The following is a 19,379-nucleotide window of genomic DNA, read 5'->3' on the forward strand; positions in this document are numbered from 1 at the left end:
GGGCCCCGCCTCCGTCAGACCTCCAGCGGGCGCCGCAGTGAGGTGGTGCCGGCGCGCCAGGCGCCCAGCAGACGCTCCGCCAGGCGCTCCTCCAGCAGCTCGGTGGCCCGGATGCCGAACACCACGTCGGCGGCCAGCTCCGGCTCGCGCGCCAGCAGATCGCCGATGACGTCCCGGCGCATCACCTGTTCGTGCACGGCGTCCGCCTCGATGTGCTCGGTGAAGAACAGCACGCACTCGGGCGCGGCGCCCAGCCGCTCCAGCGCCCTGGCCATCTTCCGGGCGCTGGGCGCGGTGCTGATCTCGGCCGCCGCGAAGTGGCCCACCAGCGCGCCGCGCAGGGACCGGTGCAGCCCGCACAGCGACATCAGGTTCACCCCGGCGACGATCGGGGCGGGCACGTCGTCGAGATAGCGCAGATAGGACGGGTCCAGGCCCGCGCCCGCCATCAGGTCCGCGAACAGCCGCGCGTGCACCCGCTCCCCGCGGCCCCCGCCGAACTCGTCGTACTCCACCGCCACCAGCGACGCCTTGGCCTGGCCGTCGAGGCGGGGGATGACCCAGGCGTGCGGGTCCGCCTCCTTGAGGTGGTAGACCGAGCGGTGCGCGATGTACTCGCGCATCTGCCACCACTCGCCCTCGCGCAGCAGGAAGTCCGACACCCCGCCGCCCTCGGCCGGCTCCACCAGCAGCGGCTCCAGCGCGGCGGACACGTCCGAGTCCGACGCCGTGCCGGTGAGGGTGTCGCGGCGCAGGGCGCTCAGGAAGACCCGCTCCAGACCGGCGCGCAGCCGCAGCAGGTCCGGGTCCCACTCCCACTCGGCCGCCACGCCCGCGAAGCCCCGGTAGTGCAGCTCGTAGCAGACGTACAGGGCCAGTTGCAGATCCTCGCCGTACGGATCGGCCCTCTCCACCGCCGCCCCGAGGGACGACGGCAGCCGCGCGGGCGGCGGGGCGGCCAGGGCCGCCAGCACCGCTGAGCTCAACTCACCGCGCGGAGACGGAAGTTCCGCTGTGACGGTGCCCGAGGGGGCGCCGGTGGCGGAGCCGGCCGTGCCGGCGGCGGTACCGGTGGTGGTCGTCATGCCTGCTTGTGCTCCCTCGCGTCGGTCTGGGCGGCCAGCAGTTCCACCACCGCCCGGGGGCCGCCCCGCGCCCAGGCACGCCGCTGCCTCTCGGCCCCGGTGCCGTCCTCGCGCACCGCCTCCAGCAGCCGCCGTACGGCCTCGGTGTCGCCGGTCTCCTCCAGGGCGGGCGCGACGTGCCGCAGCAGCGCGTGAAGCAGTTCGCCGGCCGGCACGCGGGCGCGGGTGACCGGATCGACGCCGTCGCCCCGCAGGCCGTAGCGCGCCGCGGCCCACACCGCGGCCCGGGCCGCCCGCTCGTCCAGTTCCGGTTCCGGAACCCCCGCCTCCAGCTCGGCCAGCGCCCGGCGCACCAGGGCCCGCCCCAGCGCGGCCTGGAGCACCGCGTCGTCGACGGTGGCCGCCGCGTCCGCGACCCGGAACTCGACCGTGGGCAGCCACGGCGAGGGGCGCATCAGCCAGAAGCTCATCCGGTCGTCGATCAGCGCCCCGTAGGACACCAGCCGCTCCACCTCCGCGTCGTGGAAGGCGGCGTCGGGGAAGCGGGGAGGCATCCCGGCGGCGGGGAAGCGCAGCTGCTCCATCATGCGCCAGCTGGCGTAACCGCGGTCGCGGCCCTCGCAGAAGGGGGAGTTGGCCGACAGCGCCAGCAGTGTCGGCAGCCAGCGCCGCACCCGGTTGACCACGGCCACCGCCGTCTCCCGGTCCGGCACGCCCACATGGACGTGGCAGCCGCACACCTGGTAGTCGTCCACGATGTCGGCGAAGAGCTCCGAGATGCGGCGGAAGCGCTCCCCCTCGGCCACCGGGGGACGCCCGTCGCTCAGCACGGCCGTCCCGGAGGACAGCAGCAGCAGACCCTCCTCCCGGGCGGCGTCCACCAGCCGGGCGCGGTCCTCCGCCAGCTCCCTGCGGATCTCCTCCAGAGAGGTGCACACCCCGGTGGCGGACTCCACCTGGCTGGAGAGGAACTCCGCCTTGTAGCCGGAGCCGTCGGCGGCGGACGCCTCGTGGTGGGCGCGGCGCAGTACCGCCTGTGCACCGGCCACGGTGCGGGCGGTCGCCGGGTCGGCCAGGAGGAACTCCTCCTCGACCCCCATGGTCAGTCCCCCGGTGGTTCCATCCCTGGTCACGGCAGTGTGGGTACCCCCGGCCCGTCCGGCGAAACGGGCGGGGGTCCTCCGTGGTTTTCCGGGGTGGGCCACGGGGTACCGCGACCGTTCGGCCCGGGCGCCACCGGGCGGAAGACCGGGCCCGGTGGCGCGGCAGGGCCCGGCACGGGCTCCGAGGGTGGCCGGCCGACGACAGTTCACGGAAGGAACCCCCACATGGCGGGACGGCAGGAGACGACGGACATCAGCGGGCACGACGAGAATGCGGTGGCGCTGCTCATGCGGCAGCACGGCGAGATCCGCAACCTCTTCGACGAGGTGGAGGCCACCGAGGGCGATGCCCGGCGCGACGCCTTTCACCGCCTGGTGAGGCTGCTGGCGGTGCACGAGACCGCCGAGGAGGAGGTGGTCCACCCCTACACCCGGCGCAATGTCGACGGTGGTGAGGGCGTGGTGGAGGAGCGCCTGGAGGAGGAGAAGAAGGCCAAGCAGGCCCTGAAGGACCTGGAGGACATGGATCCGGACAGTCCGGACTTCATGTCCCGGCTGGAGGCGCTGCGGCACGACGTGGAGGCGCACGCCCGGGCCGAGGAGCGCTACGAGTTCATCCACATCGCGCGCAACGCCGAGCCCGAGCGGTTGCGGACCATGGCCAAGGCCCTGAGGGCGGCGGAGGCCACCGCGCCCACCCGCCCGCACCCGGGGGCGGAGACGGCCGCGGAGAACCTGGCCGTCGGCCCGCCGGCCGCCGTGGCCGACCGGGTCCGCGACGCCGTGCGCAAGGTCACGGGCGGCCGCTGAGCCGGAGGCGCAGACCGAAAGGGCCGCCCCCTCCCCGCGGGGAGGGGGCGGCCCGGCCGCGCGCGGGGAGCGCTCAGGCCCGCTGCCGCTCGCGCAGCGAGGGGTCCGGGTGTTCACCCTCGGTGTTCAGCCGGTACTCGCCCCCGAACATCTCCCGGTGCCGGTCGATGACCCGCTCGCTCGGCGGCTCCTCGCCGCCGTGGATCCGCTCCTGCATCCGCTCGAAGCGCTCGTGCGCCTCGCGCACGTACCCCGCGCCCAGCGTCGTCAGGTCCAGCTGGGTGGCAAGCAGCTCGCGGATGTAGCCCTTGTTGGGCTCGAAGGCCAGCACGTTCGGCAGCTCCGGAGCCAGGACCTCCTCCGGCTCGCGGCCGTCGTGCCGCCGCATCAGGTCGCAGGCGATGTGCAGGTGCTCCAGCTCCATGTTCAGGTGCAGCTCCCAGACCGCCCTGACCTTCGGGTCGCTCTCCTGCTGCATGAACGAGTGGTACAGGTAGCACTCGTTGTACTCGTGGTTGACCAGCCGCTCCCACCACGTCTCGCCCGGGTCCACCAGCGACTCGTAGTGGGTGACGTGCTCCTCCTCGATGAGCCCGATCTCCTGGTAGAGCTGGCGGGCGATCGGCTCCATGTACTGCGGGCCGACGTTCATGTAGAAGTTCATGGTCTGCTGCTCGGCCGACATGATCGTCAGCGCGTGCAGCTTGGAGAGCGGGTTCGCGCGGTCCTTGTCGTACGGGTCGCGCACGTTGTCGGCCGGGTGCCGGTGGTGGTACTTGGTCGGCCGGCCCGGGATGACCTCGGTGACCTGGTCGACGATCTTCTCGGCCTTGCGGTGCTCGATCATCTCGTAGAGGTTCGAGTACCGGTACAGGTGGTCGAAGTCCTCCAGGACGCCGAACTGGTACGCCTGCTTGAGGTACGGGTCCGGCTCCATCCGGGCGACCCAGGCGGTCAGGTCCACGGCCACCTGCTCGTAGGCGATCGTCGTCTCCAGCACCGAGGACAGGCCCGGCAGCAGCCAGTTGACCGTCTTCTGCTGCTGCTGTTCGATGTACCGCACCTCGGCGAGCTGCCGCTTGACGTCCATGTCCGGGCACACCCGGGCGAAGTGGTGGCTGAACATGATCGCCTCCACCTCGATGCCGTTCATCGTGATGACGCGGCAGCGGGTGTAGGGGTCGGCGTGGTTCGGGTCGATCGGCTCGACGTCGAGTTCGCGCCAGTTGCGGAGCTGCCGGTCCAGCGGGATGCCGCGTTGCTCCAAGGGGTTGAAGGTCACCTGGTTCCTCCTGCTCGTCCACTGCGCTGACGCGTCCGGGACGCGGCCGTACCGCGGCTGCCCCGCGGCCCGCCGTTCCCCCGGCGCCGGACGCGAGGCGCCGGGGTACCCGCGCCGCCGCCCCGGAAACAGCACGATCGGGGCGCGGCCGGGGCACACCGCGCGTTTCCGTCCGGTACCGGCGGGTACCGGGCGGGTCGATGAGAGCCGACCGGATCACCGACGCGTGCGCGCCCCTGACCGACACCGGGACCCGGAGGGAGACCGACCATGGCTGACGAGAACGAGCCCACCGCCGCGGGCGACGACAGCAGGCCCGAACTGGCGGAGGAGGACGCCACCGTCAACGACGACGAGACCCCCGGCCTGCCCCCCGAGGGAGAGCCCGCCACCGGTCCCAGCCCCGGCGACTCGGCACTGGACGCCCCCTACGACCCGGGGGGCCGCCCCGAGGACGAGGGCATCCCCGACCTGCAGAACGGCATGCCCGAGCAGGAGTGGATGAACGATCCGCAGCAGATGCCCGTCCCCGGCGAGCGCCCGGTGGCCGCCGAGGAGTGGGGCACCACCTACTCCGAACAGGTGGAGGGCAAGCCCCTGGGCGACCGGCTGGCCGAGGAGGAGCCCGACGTGGGCGAGACCTCCCGGGCCTCCGGTCCGCCGGAGGAGGAGACCGGCCAGCTCAGCGACGACCCGCTCGGGGAGCGGCCCGCCAACCAGGACGTGTTCTCCCACGAGTCCGCGGCCGAGGGGCTGTCCCCGGAGGAGGCGGCCGTCCACACCGTGGAGGAGGACCGCGACATCGGCCAGCTCAGGGGCGAGGAGGACACCGAGCAGACCGGCCCGCCCGAGGGCGTGGGCGAGGTCGGCCCGTCCGGCGAGGGCGAGGGGACCGGAGTGCGTCCCGAGCCCGGAAGGAGCCGCAGGCCGTGAGCGCTTCCCCCGCCGACGACGAGTCGTACTGGCTGGCGACCGCCCCCGTCACCCCCGAGGCCACCCACCCGCCGCTGGAGCCCGGCAGCGGCACCGACACCGACGTCGTGGTGGTCGGCGGCGGCATCGCGGGCCTGTGCACCGCCTGGGAGCTCGCCCGCGCCGGCCGTCAGGTCACCGTCGTGGAGGCCGACCGGATCGCCGCCGGGGTCACGGGCCACACCACCGCCAAGGTCAGCGCACTGCACGGCATGGTCTACGACGAGCTGCGGAGCAAGCACGGCGCCGACGGCGCCCGGATGTACGCGCTCTCCCAGCAGGACGCGATCGGGCACCTGGCCGCGACCGCCGCCGAGCTGGACGTGGACTGCGAGCTGGAGCGCGTGCCCGCCTACACCTGGGCCGAGTCCGAGGAGACGGCCCAGAAGCTGCGGGCCGAGGCCGAGGCCGCCGCCGAGGCCGGCCTGCCCGCCGCCTACGTCACCGAGACCGGGCTCCCGTTCCCCGTCCGGGGCGCGGTACGCGTGGCCGACCAGGCGCAGTTCCACCCGCGCAAGTTCCTCCTGGCGCTCGCGCAGGACCTGGTGCGGCGCGGCGGGCGGATCGCCGAACGCACCCGCGTGGTGGGCCTGGAGGAGGGCGAGCCGTGCGAGGTGACCGCCGAGAACGGCGCCACGGTCACCGCGAACGCCGTCGTCGTGGCCACCCACTACCCCGTCTTCGACCGCGCGCTGCTGTTCTCCCGGCTGGAGCCGCATCGCGAACTGGTCGTCGCCGCCGCGATCCCCGCCGAGCAGGACCCGGCCGGGATGTACCTGACCCCCGAGAACGACACCCGCTCGGTGCGCACCGCGCCCTACGGCCAGGGGCAGCGGCTCCTGATCGTCACCGGTGAGAAGTTCCTGCCGGGCACGGCCGAGGTCACCGAGCGCTTCGGGAGGCTGGAGGCCTGGACGCGCGAGCGCTTCCCCGGTGCCCGGATCGTCCACCGCTGGGCCACCCAGGACAACAGCTCCACCGACCGGGTGCCGTACATCGGGCCGTTCCACCCCGGCGCGCGCCACACCTACGTGGCCACCGGCTTCGGCGGCTGGGGGATGGCGAGCGGGGTGCTGGCGGGCCGGCTGCTCGCCCGGTACGTCACCGGCGGCGACCTGCCGGCCTGGGCGAAGCTGTACGACCCCCGGCGGCTGCCCGGCTTCCGCGACGCACCCTCGCTGCTGAGCCTGCAGGCGGGCGTCGCCAAGCACTTCGTCGGCGACCGGCTGCGCCCCTCCCACGCCGACTCCGTCGACGACATCGCCCCCGGCGGCGGCGCGGTCGTACGGGTCGGCGGGAGCCGATGCGCCGTCCACCGCGACGCCGACGGACGACTGCACGCCGTCTCGGCCCGCTGCACCCACCTGGGCTGCCTGGTCCACTTCAACGACGCGGAACTGGCCTGGGAGTGCCCGTGTCACGGCTCGCGCTTCGCCCCGGACGGCTCGGTGATCCAGGGCCCCGCGACCCACCCGCTGGAGCGGCGCGACATCGGGTGACGGCCGCCCGCCGCCCCACCCGGCACTGTGCCGGGCGGGGCGGGCCGCGGGTGCGTGCGGGTCAGATCCGCACGCCGTTGGCGCGCAGATAGGCCAGCGGGTCGATGTCGGAGCCGTAGCCGGGGCCGGTGCGGATCTCGAAGTGCAGATGGGGGCCGGTGCTGTTGCCGGTGGATCCCGAACGCCCGATCCGCTGGCCGGCGTTGACCTGCTGGCCGGAGCGCACGGAGATCGCCGACAGATGGGCGTACTGGCTGTAGCGGCCGTCGGAGTGCTGGATGACCACCTGGTAGCCGTACGCGCCGCCCCAGCCGGCCGAGACGACCTGCCCGCGGCTGACGGACTGCACCGAGGTGCCCGTGGAGACGGGGAAGTCTATGCCGGTGTGGTAGCCGCTGGACCAGCCGCTGCCCGACTGGCGGTACGCGGTGGTGGGGGAGACGCCGCTGACGGGCGCGGCGTAGCCGGGGGAGGCCTGTGCCTCGGAGTGCTTGCGCTCGGCCCGCTCGGGCTCGGCCTGCGCCCTGATCTTCTCCTGCGCCTTCTCCCGCGGTTTCTCCTTCTCCGCCGGCTTGGCCTGCTCCTTCGGCTTCTCCCGGACCTCGGGCTTGGCCTGTGCCTCCGGTCTCTCCTGCGCCTTGGGCTTCTCCCCGGCCTTCGGCGCGCTCTTCTGCCGGGGCACGGTGGTGCTCCGGCCGGGGGCGTCGTCATGCTGCGTCCGGGCCGCGCCGCCCTGCTGGAGGCTGAGCCGCTGCCCGGGGAAGATCAGATCCGGGTCGCCGCCCACGACCGTGCGGTTGCGCTCGTACAGCGCCTGCCAGCCGCCGCGCACATCGTGCTCGTCGGCGATCCCGGAGAGGGTGTCGCCGCCCGCCACCACATGCGTCCGGCCGCTGTCGGAGGGCTTGTCGGCCGGCTTCGCGGCCGGTTTCGAGGCCTCGGCCCGCGTCTGTGCCTGCGTCTGGGTGCGGGGCTGGTTGCCCTCCGTCCCCGAGACGGTCTGCGCGGTGGTACCGGTGTCCCGGTGCTCCCAGGTCAGACCGGCCCGGGTCGAGCACACCGGCCAGGCGGCCGGGCCCTGCCCGTCGAGCACCCGCTCGGCGACGGCTATCTGCTCGTCCCTGGTGGCGAGATCGGCACGCGGAGCGTAGGCGGTACCGCCGAATTCCTGCCAGGTGCTCTGCTTGAACTGTAAACCGCCGAAGAAACCGTTACCGGAGTTGATATTCCAGTTCCCGCTGCTCTCGCACGCGGCGACCTTGTTCCAGATCTCCTCGGGCGCGGCGTGGGCGGCGGTGGCCCCGATCAGCGGGATGGCGATTCCGGCCCCTCCCGCGGTGACGGTCAGCGACGCGCGGGAAACCGCGTTGGGCTTGTAACGGCGATGACGCCCTTTTCCGGCCACAGCCGGTCCCTCCCCTACGCCGTATCCGGCGGTCCGTCAGTTGAGCTCTCACGCAATTGCGTTGACGAGCGCGCCAAAGATAGACGCGCTTTCCGTGTGACGGCAAGAGCCCGCCTCCGGAGCTCACCGCGAAAGCCCCGGGAACGGCGCAGCGCGGCACAGCGCGGTGCAGGACCGCGCGGCACCGCGCACAACGGCGCGGAAACAGCGCGCGGCGGCACGGAAACGGCACGGAAAGGAAAAGTGAACTCACGCATCCGCCGCGGCGAGCACCTCGTCGGCGGCCTTCCGGTCGAGGGCGACGCGGACCAGCCCCGCGGCCAGCCGGGGCAGTTCCTCCCGGGGCACCAGCCGTGCCAGCTCCCGGGAGGGGGAGGGCAGCCCCAGCCGCCGCGCGCCCTCGCGGGTCCTGCGGTCGAGGTACGGAGCGAACTCCGGCCAGACGCCCTGGGCCTCGCGCAGGAAGATGTCGGCCCCGGTCGGCCCGATGCCGGGGAAGCGCTGGAGCCGCTCGCCCACCCCGCTCTCCTCGCGCAGCCCGCGCAGATCCCCCCGGTAGCGCTGGAGGAGCAGCTCCGCGCCGTCGCCGAGCTGGGTGGCCGTCCGCTCGTCGTACCGTCGGTAGCCGCCCGCGCCCAGCGCGTCCACCCGCCGCTGCCAGGCCGACTCGGCCATGCTCCGCGCGTCGCCCAGCCCGGCGTCGAACAGGGCACGGGCCGCGGACACCGCGGTATCCGCCCGGATGCGGGCGCTCAGCAGCAGTGAGAGCACCAGCAGCCGGTACAGCGGCACGGGGGTGTTCCGCAGCCGGATGCCCGCCTCTCGCGCGTACGTGCGGCCGTGGAGCTCCAGCAGCGCGCGCACCACGGCGGGGTCGCGCTCCCTGGGCCCCGCGCGCCGGCCCGTGCCCGCCCGCGCGTTCCTCTCTCCGCCCGGCTCGGTCAAGGCCGCATCACTCCAACAGGTCGCTCATCGCCTCGGCGGCGCGGACGGCCGCGTCGCCGCAGCAGTTGTTGAACAGCACGTGCACCCGGTCGGTCCGCTCCGCCAGCGCCCGTATCCGCGGAACCCACTCGGCCAGCTCCTCCCCGGTGTAGCGGTGCCGGTAGGCGTCCTCCTTGGAACCGGCGCCCCAGTGCGGGCTGCGGCCGTGGAAGCGGACCACGGACAGCTGTGGCGCGGTCGCGGCGGCGACCGGGGGCACGGACGCGGGCAGGCCGCGTGCGGTGTCCACCGCGACCAGCGCCGCGCCGTGGCGCTTGGCGAGGTCGGCCGTACCGGCGGCGCGCTCGGGCGCGTACCAGCGAGGGTCGCGGAACTCCACCGCCGTGCGCCACCCCAGTGCGCTCGCGCGCCCCAGGCACCGCTCCAGGAACGCCTCCGAGTCGGGTCCGGGCCGCAGCGACGGCGGGAACTGCATCAGCACCGCGCCCAGCCGTCCGGCCGCGCGCAGCGGCTCCAGCGCGTCCGCGAAGCGCCGCCACACCTCCTCCACGGCCGTCGGCCCCAGTGCGCCGGCCCGCACCCGGGCGCTCGCGGGGGCGCCGGCCGGGCGCAGCTGTGCCGGAAGCGAGCCGACCCGGGTGGGGTGGCCGGTGAGCAGGGAGAACGCCTTGACGTCGAAGACGAACCCGTCGGGAGTGCGCTCGGCCCACAGCCGGCTGTTGCGTGTGCTGGGCAGCCCGTAGTACGTCGAGTCCACCTCGACCAGGCCGAAACGCCCGGCGTAGTACCGCAGCCGTCCCTCCGCACCCCTGGCAGAGGAGGGGTACCACCCGCTGCCGACCAGCGCGGGGTCCGTCCACGAGCAGGTGCCGACCAGAATGTTTCCCATGGCCGCCGGGTACCCGCGCCGCGTCGGCGAGATCCGCCGTCGGGAAGCATTCGGGGATTTCCGGGCTCGGACTCCGGGTCCCGTGGAGAGGAGCGAGGTCATGTCCGCTGAGGACGAGGGCACGGACAGGGAGCGGCGCGCCCGTGAGATCGCCGAGGAGGCCGAGCGGACGCGGAACCCGGGCAACGCCACGTACGGTCCGGGCCAGGGGCGGCCCCGAAGCGGCGAGGACACGGGCACGGGCGAGGACCACTGGGAGCCCGGCAGCGAGGAGGAACCGGGAGCCTCTCCGCTGGGCAAGGGCGATGTGCACGCCGTGGCCGCCGATGACATGGAGCAGCCCGAGATCGCCGCGGGGCCGACTCCGGGGATGCAGCCGGGCGAGACCGTGGAGCGCGGTCCCTGGACCCCGCCGGTGGAGGTGGATCCGCCGGCCGGCCCCGACCTGCCGCGCGACGCGGCGGAGGAGCGGGACGCGGTGCGGGAGCAGGAGGAGGAGGGCGGCCCCTGAGCCTCACCACGGGGAGCGCCCGCTGTGACGCCCCGGGAGGGGGCCGAACCGGCCTCCGCCCCGCGGGCGGGGCGGAGCGGAGGCGCCGGATCATTTGTTGACGCAGACGTTCCCGGAGGACGAGTTCAGCGCGCCGACGACGGTCAGCTGGTTGCCGCAGAAGTTGAGGTCGAAGTCGACCGGGACCTGCACCACGTTGCCGCTGAGGACGCCGGGGGAACCGAAGGCCACCGCCCCGGCGTAGGCGCCGTAGCCTCCGTCGTGGCCGCCCTTGCGGTGGTCGTCTCCGCCCTTGCGGTGGTCCTTCTTCTCGTACCCCTTCTCGCGGTCCTTGCCGTCGTCCTTCTTGTGGCCCTTCCTGTCGTCTTTCTTCCGGTCCTTCTTGTGACCGTCGCCGTGGTGGCCCTGCTGGTGGCCGCCCTTGTGACCGCCGGGCTGGTCTCCGCAGGCAGACGCGGCTCCCGCGCCGCCGAGAACCAGGGCGCAGGCGGCCGCGGCGATCGCGGCGGTCTTGGCGATACGGATCATCGCCGTTCTCCTTTCGGAATTCTTCGAACCGTGGTCGATCCGGGCTGTGAATGGGTTGTCCGGCCCGGGGGCGGTCCAACAGGGGTGATGCGCAGGATCACCCGGAGGGCCCAGCGGGATCACCGTTCCGGTGCTCTCCTGTGGGCCGTACCGCCGCAAGCGGATGCCGTACGTGCCGGACGCTGATCCGGGTGGTCACACGCTCGGCGCAACCCCCGCGCGTCACCTCCGAGGGAGGTGCACACGTCTGCCATGGTTTGCTCCGATTTGAACGGTATCGATCGGAGAAAGTCCATGCGTGTTTCCCTGGGGCTCACCAGCCGAGGAGTGCTGTGCGCACTGGCAGCCGCGGCCCTGGCGATGGCGCTGCCGCCGACCGCGGCCGCGCCCGCGCCCGGCGAGGCGCCGCGCATCCCCTTCGGGGAGCGGTACCGCGCCACGCAGCACGGCGGCATCGTGCGCGCCGCCAACTCCGCGGCTACCTGCCTCGCCCCCGCCGCCACCGGCACGCCGCCGTGCGCGCAGGCCCGGACGGGGGTGGCGAAGGGGAACAACGGCGACTACGAGATGACCTACGTCGACATCGACGACGACCCCAACACCTACAACTCCGGCAGCGCGGAGCTGCGCCTGCCCGAGGGGGCGCGCGTCACCTACGCCCGGCTGTACTGGGGCGGCAACCTCCGGGTCGGCGAGCAGAAGCCCCCCGAGGACAACGGACGGGTGCTGATCGCCGAGCCGGGCGGCCGGTACAAGGAGGTCCTCGCCGACACCGTCGTCGGCCACCGCCGCACCGCGGTCATGGACGGCTACACCGCCTCGGCCGACGTCACCGGCCTGGTCGCGCGGTCCGGCGGCGGCTCCTACACCGTCGCCCAGCTCAACGTCGCCGCGGGCCACTCGCCCGCCGGCGCCTGGGGCGGCTGGACCCTGGTGGCCGCCTACGCCCACCCGAAGGAGCCGCTGCGCCATCTGGTGCTCCTGGACGGCTACGAGGCCATGACCCCCTCCAAGGGCGCCCTCGAGATCACCGCCGAGGCCCTGCCGGTGCCGCCCGGGGCCTCCGGCGCGGCGGGCGTGGTGGCCTACGACGGCGACCGGGGCCGGGGCGGGGAGACGCTGACGGTGGGCACCGGCACCGCGCCCGCCCACCGGGTGCGCGACGCGGCCAACCCCGCCGACGACCCCATGAACTCCACGATCACCGACCACGGCCGCCCGGCGCCCCGCGTGCCCGCCCACCCCGACACGCTGGGCTACGACTCCGACGTCCACGGCATCACCCCCGCGCTGGTGCGCGGCGGCGACTCGCTGACGTTCCGCTTCACCACCCGTGACGAGGGCTACCAGCTCGGAGCGGTCTTCCTGCAGGTCGACGCGCGCCGCTGAGAGTCGCGGACCGGCGCCCTCGGCGCGACGTCAGAACGCTTCGACGAATGGCGAGTTCACGCGTGTCCCACAACGATCGGCAAGCGGTTCCCATGACGGTGCTGCACTTCTCCCAGCCCGTGGACGGCGGGGTGGCCAGGGTCGTCACCGACCTGGTCCGCGCCCAGACCGCGGCGGGGACGCGCGCCGTGGTGGCCTGCCCGCCCGGCGGCGCGCTGGGCCGGGACGCCGCCGCGGCCGGCGCGGAGGTGGCCGACTGGCCCGCGCTGCGCGAACCGGGCCCGGGCCTGTACGGCGAGGCGGTACGGGCCGCCCGGCTGGTGCGGCGCGTCCGCCCCGACCTGGTGCACACGCACAGCGCCAAGGCCGGACTGGCCCTGCGGCTCGCCCTGCGGGGCCGCGTCCCCACCGTCCACCAGCCGCACGCCTGGTCCTTCGACGCGGTCGGCGGGACGACCGCCCGGCTGGCCCTGTACTGGGAGCGGCTGGCGGCCCGCTGGGCGGACCGCGTGCTGTGCGTGGCCGGCGACGAACTGCGGCACGGCGAGGCGTCGGGGGTGCGCGCCCGCTGGGCGGTGGTCCACAACGGCGTGGACACCGGCCGCTTCCGCCCGGCGGACGGAGCCGCCCGCGCCCGCGCGCGCACCACCCTGCCCGCGATCGCCGGGATGCCTCCGCACGCCCCCCTGGCCGTCTGCGTCGGCAGGCTGTGCCGGCAGAAGGGGCAGGACGTGCTGCTGAGGGCCTGGCCCGAGGTCGCCGCCCGCGTCCCCGGCGCCCGGCTGGTGCTGGTCGGTGACGGCCCGTCGCGCCGGGAACTGGCCTCGGAGGCACCCGCGGGGGTGCTGCTCGCCGGGACGGCACAGGACACGGCGGCCTGGTACGCGGCGGCCGACGCTGTGGTGCTCCCCTCCCGCTGGGAGGGGATGGCGCTCGTCCCGCTGGAGGCGATGGCCTGCGGCCGCCCGGTGGTGGCGACCGCGGTGACCGGCGCGGCCGAGAGCCTCCCGCCGGGCCGCGCCGCCGACTTCCTGGTCCCGCCGGAGGACCCCGGAGCCCTGGCCCGCGCGCTGGCCTCGCTGCTGGCCGACCCGCCGCTCCGGCACGAGTTGGGGCTGCTGGCCGCCGAACACGTCCGGGCCTTCCACGACGTACGGCACACGGCCGAGCGGGTCGCGCGGCTGTACGCCGAGGTGCTGGCCGAGCGGTCCGCCGCCGCGCCCCGCCGGTGGACCCGCCCGCCGGCCCCCGCCGGCCGCCTTCCCCGGCCGGCCACCGGACTCCCGTCCCGCACCCATCCCGATCCCCACCCCGACACCAGGGAGCACATCAGGCGATGACCACGGACAACACCGGGACATCCAACCCGAGCCGGGTCCTGCCCCTGCCGGAACCCAAACCCCGTACCGCGGCGACCCACGTCGGCCCGCCGCGCGGACCCGCGCACCGGCCGCTGCCGGCGACCCTGCGCGGCAATCCGCACCGGCGCCGCGCCGCCGCCCTCCTCACCGCCGCCGACTGCCTCACCGCGGTCACGGCGGCCGCCGCCGTGACCGCAGCGCCCGGAGCGGGCGGCGGCGGGGGGCCGCTCGCGGCCGCCGTGCTGTGCGCCGCCCTGCTGGCCGTCCTGATGCCGCTCAACGCCCGCGCCGGCCTCTACCGCATCGCCTTGGCGCCGACCGCGCTCGGCGAACTGCCCGCCCTGCTCGGCGGTACGGCCGCGGCCTGGTGCGCGGCCGCCGTGCTCCCGGCCGCGACCTGGCAGGGCAGGACCCCGGACTGGACGGTCCTGGCGGCCGCGGTGGCCGCCCACACGGCTCTGGCCTGCGCCGCGCGCGGCGCCGTCCACATGGCGCGCCGCCGTGCCGGACGCCGCAGACCGCGCTCCGCCCTGGTGGTCGGCGCCGGGGAGGCGGGACGGCGCGTCACCACCGCCCTGTACGAGCACCCCGAGTACGGGATGCGCCCGGTCGGGGTGGTCGAGCCGGGAGGAGAACCGGCCGACGCGGCACTGGCCGAGGGAGTCTCGGTGCCGGTGCTCACCGGACGCGAGGACATCGTCCGCGCCGCCATCCAGAACGCCGTGCGCGACGCGGTGTTCACCCGCGACCCCGGCACGGACCCGGAGGCCGCGGCGCTCGTGCCGCTCTTCACGGACCTGGACTGCACCGTGTGGGTGGTCGGCGCGGCCTCCCCGGCCGCGCACCCGGCCACCGCCCTCCACCCCCGCGGCGCCGGGCGCACGGCCGAGCACCTGTGGGGCTTCCCCTGCCGCCGCCTGGACCCGCGGCCCCGGCACCGCCGGGCCGGGCTGCGCGGCAAGCGCGCACTGGACGTCGCGGTGGCCGCCGTGGCGCTGGTGGCCGTGGCCCCGGTGCTGCTGGCCTGCGCGCTCGCCGTCCGGATCGCCGACGGGCCCGGGGTGATCTTCCGTCAGGAGCGGATCGGCCTGGGCGGGCGTCCGTTCACCGTCCTGAAGTTCCGCACCCTGCGCCCCCGTGACGAGCACGAGTCGGCGACGCGCTGGAACGTCGCCGACGACCGCCGGATGAGCACGGTCGGCCATGTGCTGCGCCGCACCTCGCTGGACGAGCTGCCCCAGCTGTGGAACGTACTGCGCGGCGACATGAGCCTGGTCGGGCCCAGGCCCGAACGCCCGTACTTCGTCCAGCACTTCAGCCGGCTCCACCCCGGCTACGCGGCCCGCCACCGGATGCCCGCCGGGATCACCGGGCTGGCCCAGGTGCACGGACTGCGCGGCGACACCTCCATCGAGGACCGGGCGCGGTTCGACAACCACTACATCGAGACCTGGTCGCTGTGGCAGGACGTCTCGATCCTGCTGCGCACCGCGGGCTCCGTCCTCCGGCTCGGGGGCAGTTGAGGTGACGACGGCCACCACGGTCAACGCGTCCGGCACGGCCACGGCACAGCCCGCGGGGCCCACCGGGCCCGCGGAGCCCGGGGCCCTCGTGCGGGTCCCGGCCCCCGGGCCCCGCGGGGCCCGTCCCGTGAGGGCGGCGGCCGCCCACTGGCCGGTGCTGCCCGCGCTCGCCACCGTCCTGCTGGTGTGCGTGCCCGCGTACCGCGAGCCCGGCGGGGGTGGCGCGGGCCCCACCCTCGCCGACGCCGCCTCGGGCGCCCTGGTCGTGTGCTGCGCCGCGTGGGCGCTGCGCACCCGCGCGCGCCCGCTGGACGCCACGGCCGCCGCCGTCCTGGCGGCGCCGGCCGCCGGTCTGGCGCTGGCGGCGGTGACGGCCCAGGACCCCGTGGCCGGCCTCACCGGTTACGTCCGCCTGCTCCAGGTGTTCGTCCTGGTGCCGGCCGCCCTGGTGCTCGTGCTGCGCTCGCCGCGGCACGCCCGGCCGGTCGCCGCCTCGCTGGTGGCGGTCGCCGTGGCGCAGGGGGCGATCGGCGTCCACCAGTACCTCACCGGCACCGGTGCCTCGTACCAGGGGGAGAACGTCCGGGCGGTGGGCACCTTCGGTCCGGCGGACGTCATGGGGATGGCCTCCGCCGTCTCCTGCGGCGTCGTCGTCGCCCTGGCCGCCGGGCTCGCCCCGCCCGCCGGAGCACCCCGGTGGCTGCGGCCCGCGGCGCTGGGTACCGCCGCCGCGCTCCTGGTGCCCCTGGTCCTCTCCTTCAGCCGGGGTGCGTGGATCTCCACCGCCGCCGCCTGCACGGCGGTGCTGCTCCTGACGGGCCTGCGGACGGCCCTGCGCGTCCTGGTGGCCGCCTCGGCCGCCGCGGTGGTCCTGGTCGGCGGATTCGGCGTGGGCGGCGATCTCGTCGCCGAGCGCGCCGCCAGCATCACCGAGGTCACCGCGGAGCCCGACCAGTCCGTGACCGACCGCTACACCATGTGGGCCGCCGCGGTGGAGATCTGGCACGAGAACCCGCTGACCGGGGTGGGCCCGAGGGGATTCGCCGAGCACCGCGACTCACACGCCTCCCTCGCCCTGTCCTCGGCGAGCGACACCGCCGGGGCCGGACAGGACTTCCACCGCCAGCCCCTGCTGTCCCCGCACAACATGTACCTGCTCCTCCTGGCCGAGCACGGGCTGGCCGGGGCCGTCGCCGTCACAGGCGGCTGGGCCGCGCTGCTGGTACTGGGCGTGCGGCGGCTGCGGCGGGCACGGGCGGCGGGACGGGACGCCGACTGCGGTCTGGCCGCGACCGGCCTGCTCGTCCTGGTCTGCGTCGACTTCCTCTACGCCGACATCGGGGGCCCGTCCACGGTGCTGACCGCCGTGGCGCTCGGCCTGGCCGCCTGGTGGGCACTGGCGCCCGCGGCGGCGGTCGGTGCCGCGGCCACCGGCCGCGCGCGGGGCGCGAAGGAGGCGGGCGCACGGTGAGCACCAGCACCGCGACCGGCGCGCCCACCGCGCCCCCGCCGCCCTCCGGCCCCTCCGCCTCCCCGGCCGCGCCCGGTTCCGGTTCCGCGCCGGGCAGGCGGTTCGTCGCCCGGGCCGCCGCGGCCACCGCCGTCCTCACCGCCGCCGGCTCCTTCTTCGGCCTGGTACGGGACCAGACCATCGCCCACCTGTTCGGCGCGGGCAGCGAGACGGACGCCTTCCTGGTCTCCTGGACCGTCCCCGAGTTCGCCTCGACGATCCTCATCGAGGACGCCATGGCGCTGGTGCTGGTCCCGGCGTTCAGCCTCGCGCTGTCGCGCCGCGCCGCGGTCCGCGCGGCCGGGGAGGGAGGCACCGGAACCCCCTTCCCGGACAACCCCGAGAACCCCGAGAACCCCGCCGACCCGGTGCGCGCCCTGCTGGCGGCGACGCTTCCCCGGCTGCTCCTGGCGCTGGCGTGCGCCGCCGCGGCCGTGGCACTGCTGGCGCCGCTGCTGGTGGGCGCCCTCGCACCCGGCCTGGCCGACCCCGGCCTGGCGGTGGACTGCACCCGGCTGACGGCCGTCACCGTGCTGGGCTTCGGAACCGCCGGATACTTCAGCGCGGCCCTGCGCGCCCACCGCAGCTTCGTTCCCCCGGCGGCGATCTACTGCGCCTACAACATCGCCGTCATCGCCGTGGTGCTGGGACTGCACGCCCGGTGGGGGGTGCGCGCCGCCGCGCTCGGAGTGGCCGCGGGCAGCCTGGCGATGGTCCTGGTCCAACTCCCGGCGTTCTGGCGGCGCCTGCACCTGCGCGCCGCCGCAACCCCCCGCGCGCGCCGGGGCGCCCGCGCCGTACGCGCCCCGCGCGCCGCGGCGCTGGTGGGCTGGGGCGTGGTCGCCCCGGTGGCCGTCTTCGCGCTCTCCCGCCAGTCGCAGGTGCTCGTCGAGCGCTTCCTGGCCTCCGGGCTGCCGCCCGGCGCGATCTCGCACCTGAACTACGCGCAGAAGATCGCCCAACTGCCCATGACGTTCTCCCTGCTGCTGTGCACGGTCACCTTCCCCCTGGTCGCCCGGGCCATGGCCGACGGCCGGACCGAGCGGGCCCGGCGGCGCGTGGAGCGCGATCTCGTGCTGGCCGCGACGGTGGTGCTGCTGGGGGCCGCGTACGTGATCGCCTACGCCCCCCAGATCGTCCAGCTCCTCTTCGAGCGGGGCGCCTTCGGCGCCGCGGACACCGCCGCCACCGCCTCGGTCATGCGCGTCTACGCCACCGGGCTGCTCGGCCACTGCCTGGCCGGCGCCCTGGTGCGGCCGTTCTTCGCCGCCGCCCGGCCCACCTGGTACCCGGCCGCCGCGATGGCCGCCGGCCTGCTGCTCACCGTCGCGGCCGGCGCCCTGGCCGCCCCCCACTGGGGCGTCCACGGCATCGCCGCGGCCAACGCCGCCGGGATCACCACCACCGCACTGCTGCTCCTGTGCGGCCTGCGCACCCGCGTCCTGCCCGTCCGGGTGCGCGCGGTGGCGGCCGGTCTGCTCCGGCTCGCCCTGGCCGCCGCCGCGGCCACCGCGGCCGGCCTGGCCGCCGCACCGCTCCTGCCCTCCCCGCTGCCCACCGCCGCCGCCGGGGCGCTGGTCGTCCCGGCCGCCTTCACCGCCGCCGCGCTCGCCGTCCGGGCGCCCGAAGTACCGCAGCTGCTCACCGCCGTCACACGAAGGTTCCGCCATGCCCGCTGATCCGGCCCGCACGACCGCACCCGCCCCCTCCGCCGCCCCCGCGCCCCCCGCCTCGCTGCCGCGGATGCGGCCGGTGCGCCCCTGGGTGCTGATGTACCACTCGGTTGCCGAGCACACCGAGGACCCCTACAACGTCACCGTCTCGCCGGGCCGCCTGGACCGCCAGCTGCGCTGGCTGCGGCGGCGCGGCCTGCGCGGCGTGGGGGTGGGCGAGCTGCTGCGGGAGAGAGCGGCCGGGCGCGGCGCGGGCCTGGTGGGCCTGACCTTCGACGACGGGTACGCCGACTTCATCGGGGAGGCCGTGCCGCTGCTGCGCCGCCACGGCTGCACCGCGACCGTGTTCGTCCTGCCCGGCAGGCTCGGCGGCGACAACGAGTGGGACCCGCTGGGCCCGCGCAAGCCGCTGCTGACCGAGGCGGGCATCCGCGCCGCCGTCGGCGCCGGAATGGAGGTCGGCTCCCACGGGCTGCTCCACCTCGACCTGACGGCGGCCGACGACGAGACCCTGCGCCGGGAGACCGAGGGCAGCCGCGAGCTGCTGGAGGAGATCACCGGACGCCGGGCGGACGGCTTCTGCTACCCCTACGGCGCGGTCGACCACCGCGCGGTGCGGGCGGTGCGCGCGGCGGGCTACGCGTACGCCTGCGCCATCGACCCCGGCCCGCTGACCGGCCCGCACGCCCTGCCCCGCGTCCACATCGGCGAGAAGGACACCTCGCCGCGGCTGTACGCCAAGAGACTGCTGCACCCCCTGCGGCGCCGGGCCCTGCCCAGCGGGCCCACCGTCCCGGCCGCCGGATTCCTCACCGGGGCCGGACGATGACGGCGGCGCGCGGGACGGGCCGCCCGCCCGGAAAGCGGGCCCGGACCCGGAAACACGGCGCGGGA

General features: G+C 75.4%; 17 protein-coding genes. 10 read left to right on the plus strand and 7 right to left on the minus strand.

All coding sequences use genetic code 11. From position 1 onward, the window contains the following. Positions 1-14: 14 nt before the first annotated feature. Positions 15-1,085, minus strand: coding sequence for an iron-containing redox enzyme family protein (locus ACW69E_RS15415; protein ID WP_457498814.1), 1,071 nt, complete (start codon positions 1,083-1,085; stop codon positions 15-17). Then, positions 1,082-2,218, minus strand: a complete 1,137-nt coding sequence (locus ACW69E_RS15420) for a carboxylate-amine ligase (protein WP_457498815.1) — start codon at positions 2,216-2,218, stop codon at positions 1,082-1,084. The genes ACW69E_RS15415 and ACW69E_RS15420 overlap by 4 nt, the downstream gene beginning before the upstream one ends. Positions 2,219-2,413: 195 nt before the next feature. Between ACW69E_RS15420 and ACW69E_RS15425 the strand changes: the two genes are divergently transcribed. Beyond that, on the plus strand, positions 2,414-2,998 hold the full coding sequence (locus ACW69E_RS15425; RefSeq protein WP_457498816.1) for a hemerythrin domain-containing protein: 585 nt from the start codon (positions 2,414-2,416) through the stop codon (positions 2,996-2,998). A 73-nt stretch (positions 2,999-3,071) separates the two neighbouring features. On the opposite strand, the gene ACW69E_RS15430 is transcribed toward ACW69E_RS15425, so the two are convergent. Continuing rightward, a complete protein-coding gene (locus ACW69E_RS15430; RefSeq protein WP_457498817.1) occupies positions 3,072-4,280 on the minus strand; it encodes a hypothetical protein in 1,209 nt (402 codons plus the stop codon). Between the two features lie 270 nt (positions 4,281-4,550). Between ACW69E_RS15430 and ACW69E_RS15435 the strand changes: the two genes are divergently transcribed. Next, complete coding sequence (locus ACW69E_RS15435) at positions 4,551-5,213, plus strand: DUF5709 domain-containing protein (RefSeq protein ID WP_457498818.1); 663 nt, start codon at positions 4,551-4,553, stop codon at positions 5,211-5,213. Beyond that, positions 5,210-6,751 carry an FAD-dependent oxidoreductase gene (locus tag ACW69E_RS15440; protein ID WP_457498819.1) on the plus strand — a complete coding sequence of 514 codons (1,542 nt, stop codon included), beginning with the start codon at positions 5,210-5,212 and terminating at the stop codon, positions 6,749-6,751. Before ACW69E_RS15435 ends, ACW69E_RS15440 begins: the two co-directional genes overlap by 4 nt. 61 nt (positions 6,752-6,812) lie before the next feature. On the opposite strand, the gene ACW69E_RS15445 is transcribed toward ACW69E_RS15440, so the two are convergent. The 3 genes from ACW69E_RS15445 to ACW69E_RS15455 form a co-directional block, all read right to left on the minus strand. Continuing rightward, positions 6,813-8,156: a transglycosylase family protein gene (locus ACW69E_RS15445; RefSeq protein ID WP_457498820.1), complete on the minus strand. Its 1,344-nt coding sequence runs from the start codon at positions 8,154-8,156 to the stop codon at positions 6,813-6,815. 249 nt (positions 8,157-8,405) lie between these two features. Beyond that, positions 8,406-9,101 (minus strand): endonuclease, encoded by a 696-nt coding sequence (locus ACW69E_RS15450; protein ID WP_457498821.1) that lies wholly within the window; start codon positions 9,099-9,101, stop codon positions 8,406-8,408. Between the two features lie 7 nt (positions 9,102-9,108). Beyond that, positions 9,109-9,990, minus strand: a complete 882-nt coding sequence (locus tag ACW69E_RS15455; RefSeq protein ID WP_457498822.1) for a DUF72 domain-containing protein — start codon at positions 9,988-9,990, stop codon at positions 9,109-9,111. Positions 9,991-10,090: 100 nt separating this feature from the next. On the opposite strand from ACW69E_RS15455, the gene ACW69E_RS15460 reads away from it, so the two are divergent. Then, positions 10,091-10,501: a hypothetical protein gene (locus tag ACW69E_RS15460; protein WP_457498823.1), complete on the plus strand. Its 411-nt coding sequence runs from the start codon at positions 10,091-10,093 to the stop codon at positions 10,499-10,501. A 90-nt stretch (positions 10,502-10,591) separates the two neighbouring features. Here the strand turns inward: ACW69E_RS15460 and ACW69E_RS15465 are convergent, their stop codons facing one another. Continuing rightward, entirely contained in the window at positions 10,592-11,029 is a 438-nt protein-coding gene (locus tag ACW69E_RS15465) for a chaplin (protein ID WP_457498824.1), read from the minus strand. Between the two features lie 294 nt (positions 11,030-11,323). On the opposite strand from ACW69E_RS15465, the gene ACW69E_RS15470 reads away from it, so the two are divergent. The 6 genes from ACW69E_RS15470 to ACW69E_RS15495 all read left to right on the plus strand — a co-directional run bounded on the left by ACW69E_RS15470 (position 11,324) and on the right by ACW69E_RS15495 (position 19,314). Beyond that, positions 11,324-12,418, plus strand: a complete 1,095-nt coding sequence (locus tag ACW69E_RS15470) for a hypothetical protein (protein WP_457498825.1) — start codon at positions 11,324-11,326, stop codon at positions 12,416-12,418. A 92-nt stretch (positions 12,419-12,510) separates the two neighbouring features. Beyond that, the gene (locus ACW69E_RS15475) at positions 12,511-13,758 is read left to right on the plus strand and encodes a glycosyltransferase family 4 protein (RefSeq protein ID WP_457498826.1); all 1,248 of its coding nucleotides are present in this window, start codon (positions 12,511-12,513) and stop codon (positions 13,756-13,758) included. Further along, positions 13,755-15,302 (plus strand): exopolysaccharide biosynthesis polyprenyl glycosylphosphotransferase, encoded by a 1,548-nt coding sequence (locus tag ACW69E_RS15480; protein ID WP_457498827.1) that lies wholly within the window; start codon positions 13,755-13,757, stop codon positions 15,300-15,302. Before ACW69E_RS15475 ends, ACW69E_RS15480 begins: the two co-directional genes overlap by 4 nt. Before the next feature lie 127 nt (positions 15,303-15,429). Continuing rightward, on the plus strand, positions 15,430-16,773 hold the full coding sequence (locus ACW69E_RS15485) for an O-antigen ligase family protein (protein WP_457498828.1): 1,344 nt from the start codon (positions 15,430-15,432) through the stop codon (positions 16,771-16,773). Continuing rightward, a complete protein-coding gene (locus ACW69E_RS15490) occupies positions 16,770-18,491 on the plus strand; it encodes a lipid II flippase MurJ (protein ID WP_457498829.1) in 1,722 nt (573 codons plus the stop codon). The genes ACW69E_RS15485 and ACW69E_RS15490 overlap by 4 nt, the downstream gene beginning before the upstream one ends. Then, positions 18,481-19,314, plus strand: a complete 834-nt coding sequence (locus ACW69E_RS15495; RefSeq protein ID WP_457498830.1) for a polysaccharide deacetylase family protein — start codon at positions 18,481-18,483, stop codon at positions 19,312-19,314. Before ACW69E_RS15490 ends, ACW69E_RS15495 begins: the two co-directional genes overlap by 11 nt. The last annotated feature ends 65 nt before the right edge of the window (positions 19,315-19,379 follow it).

This window comes from Streptomyces sp. SS8, from assembly GCF_054072955.1.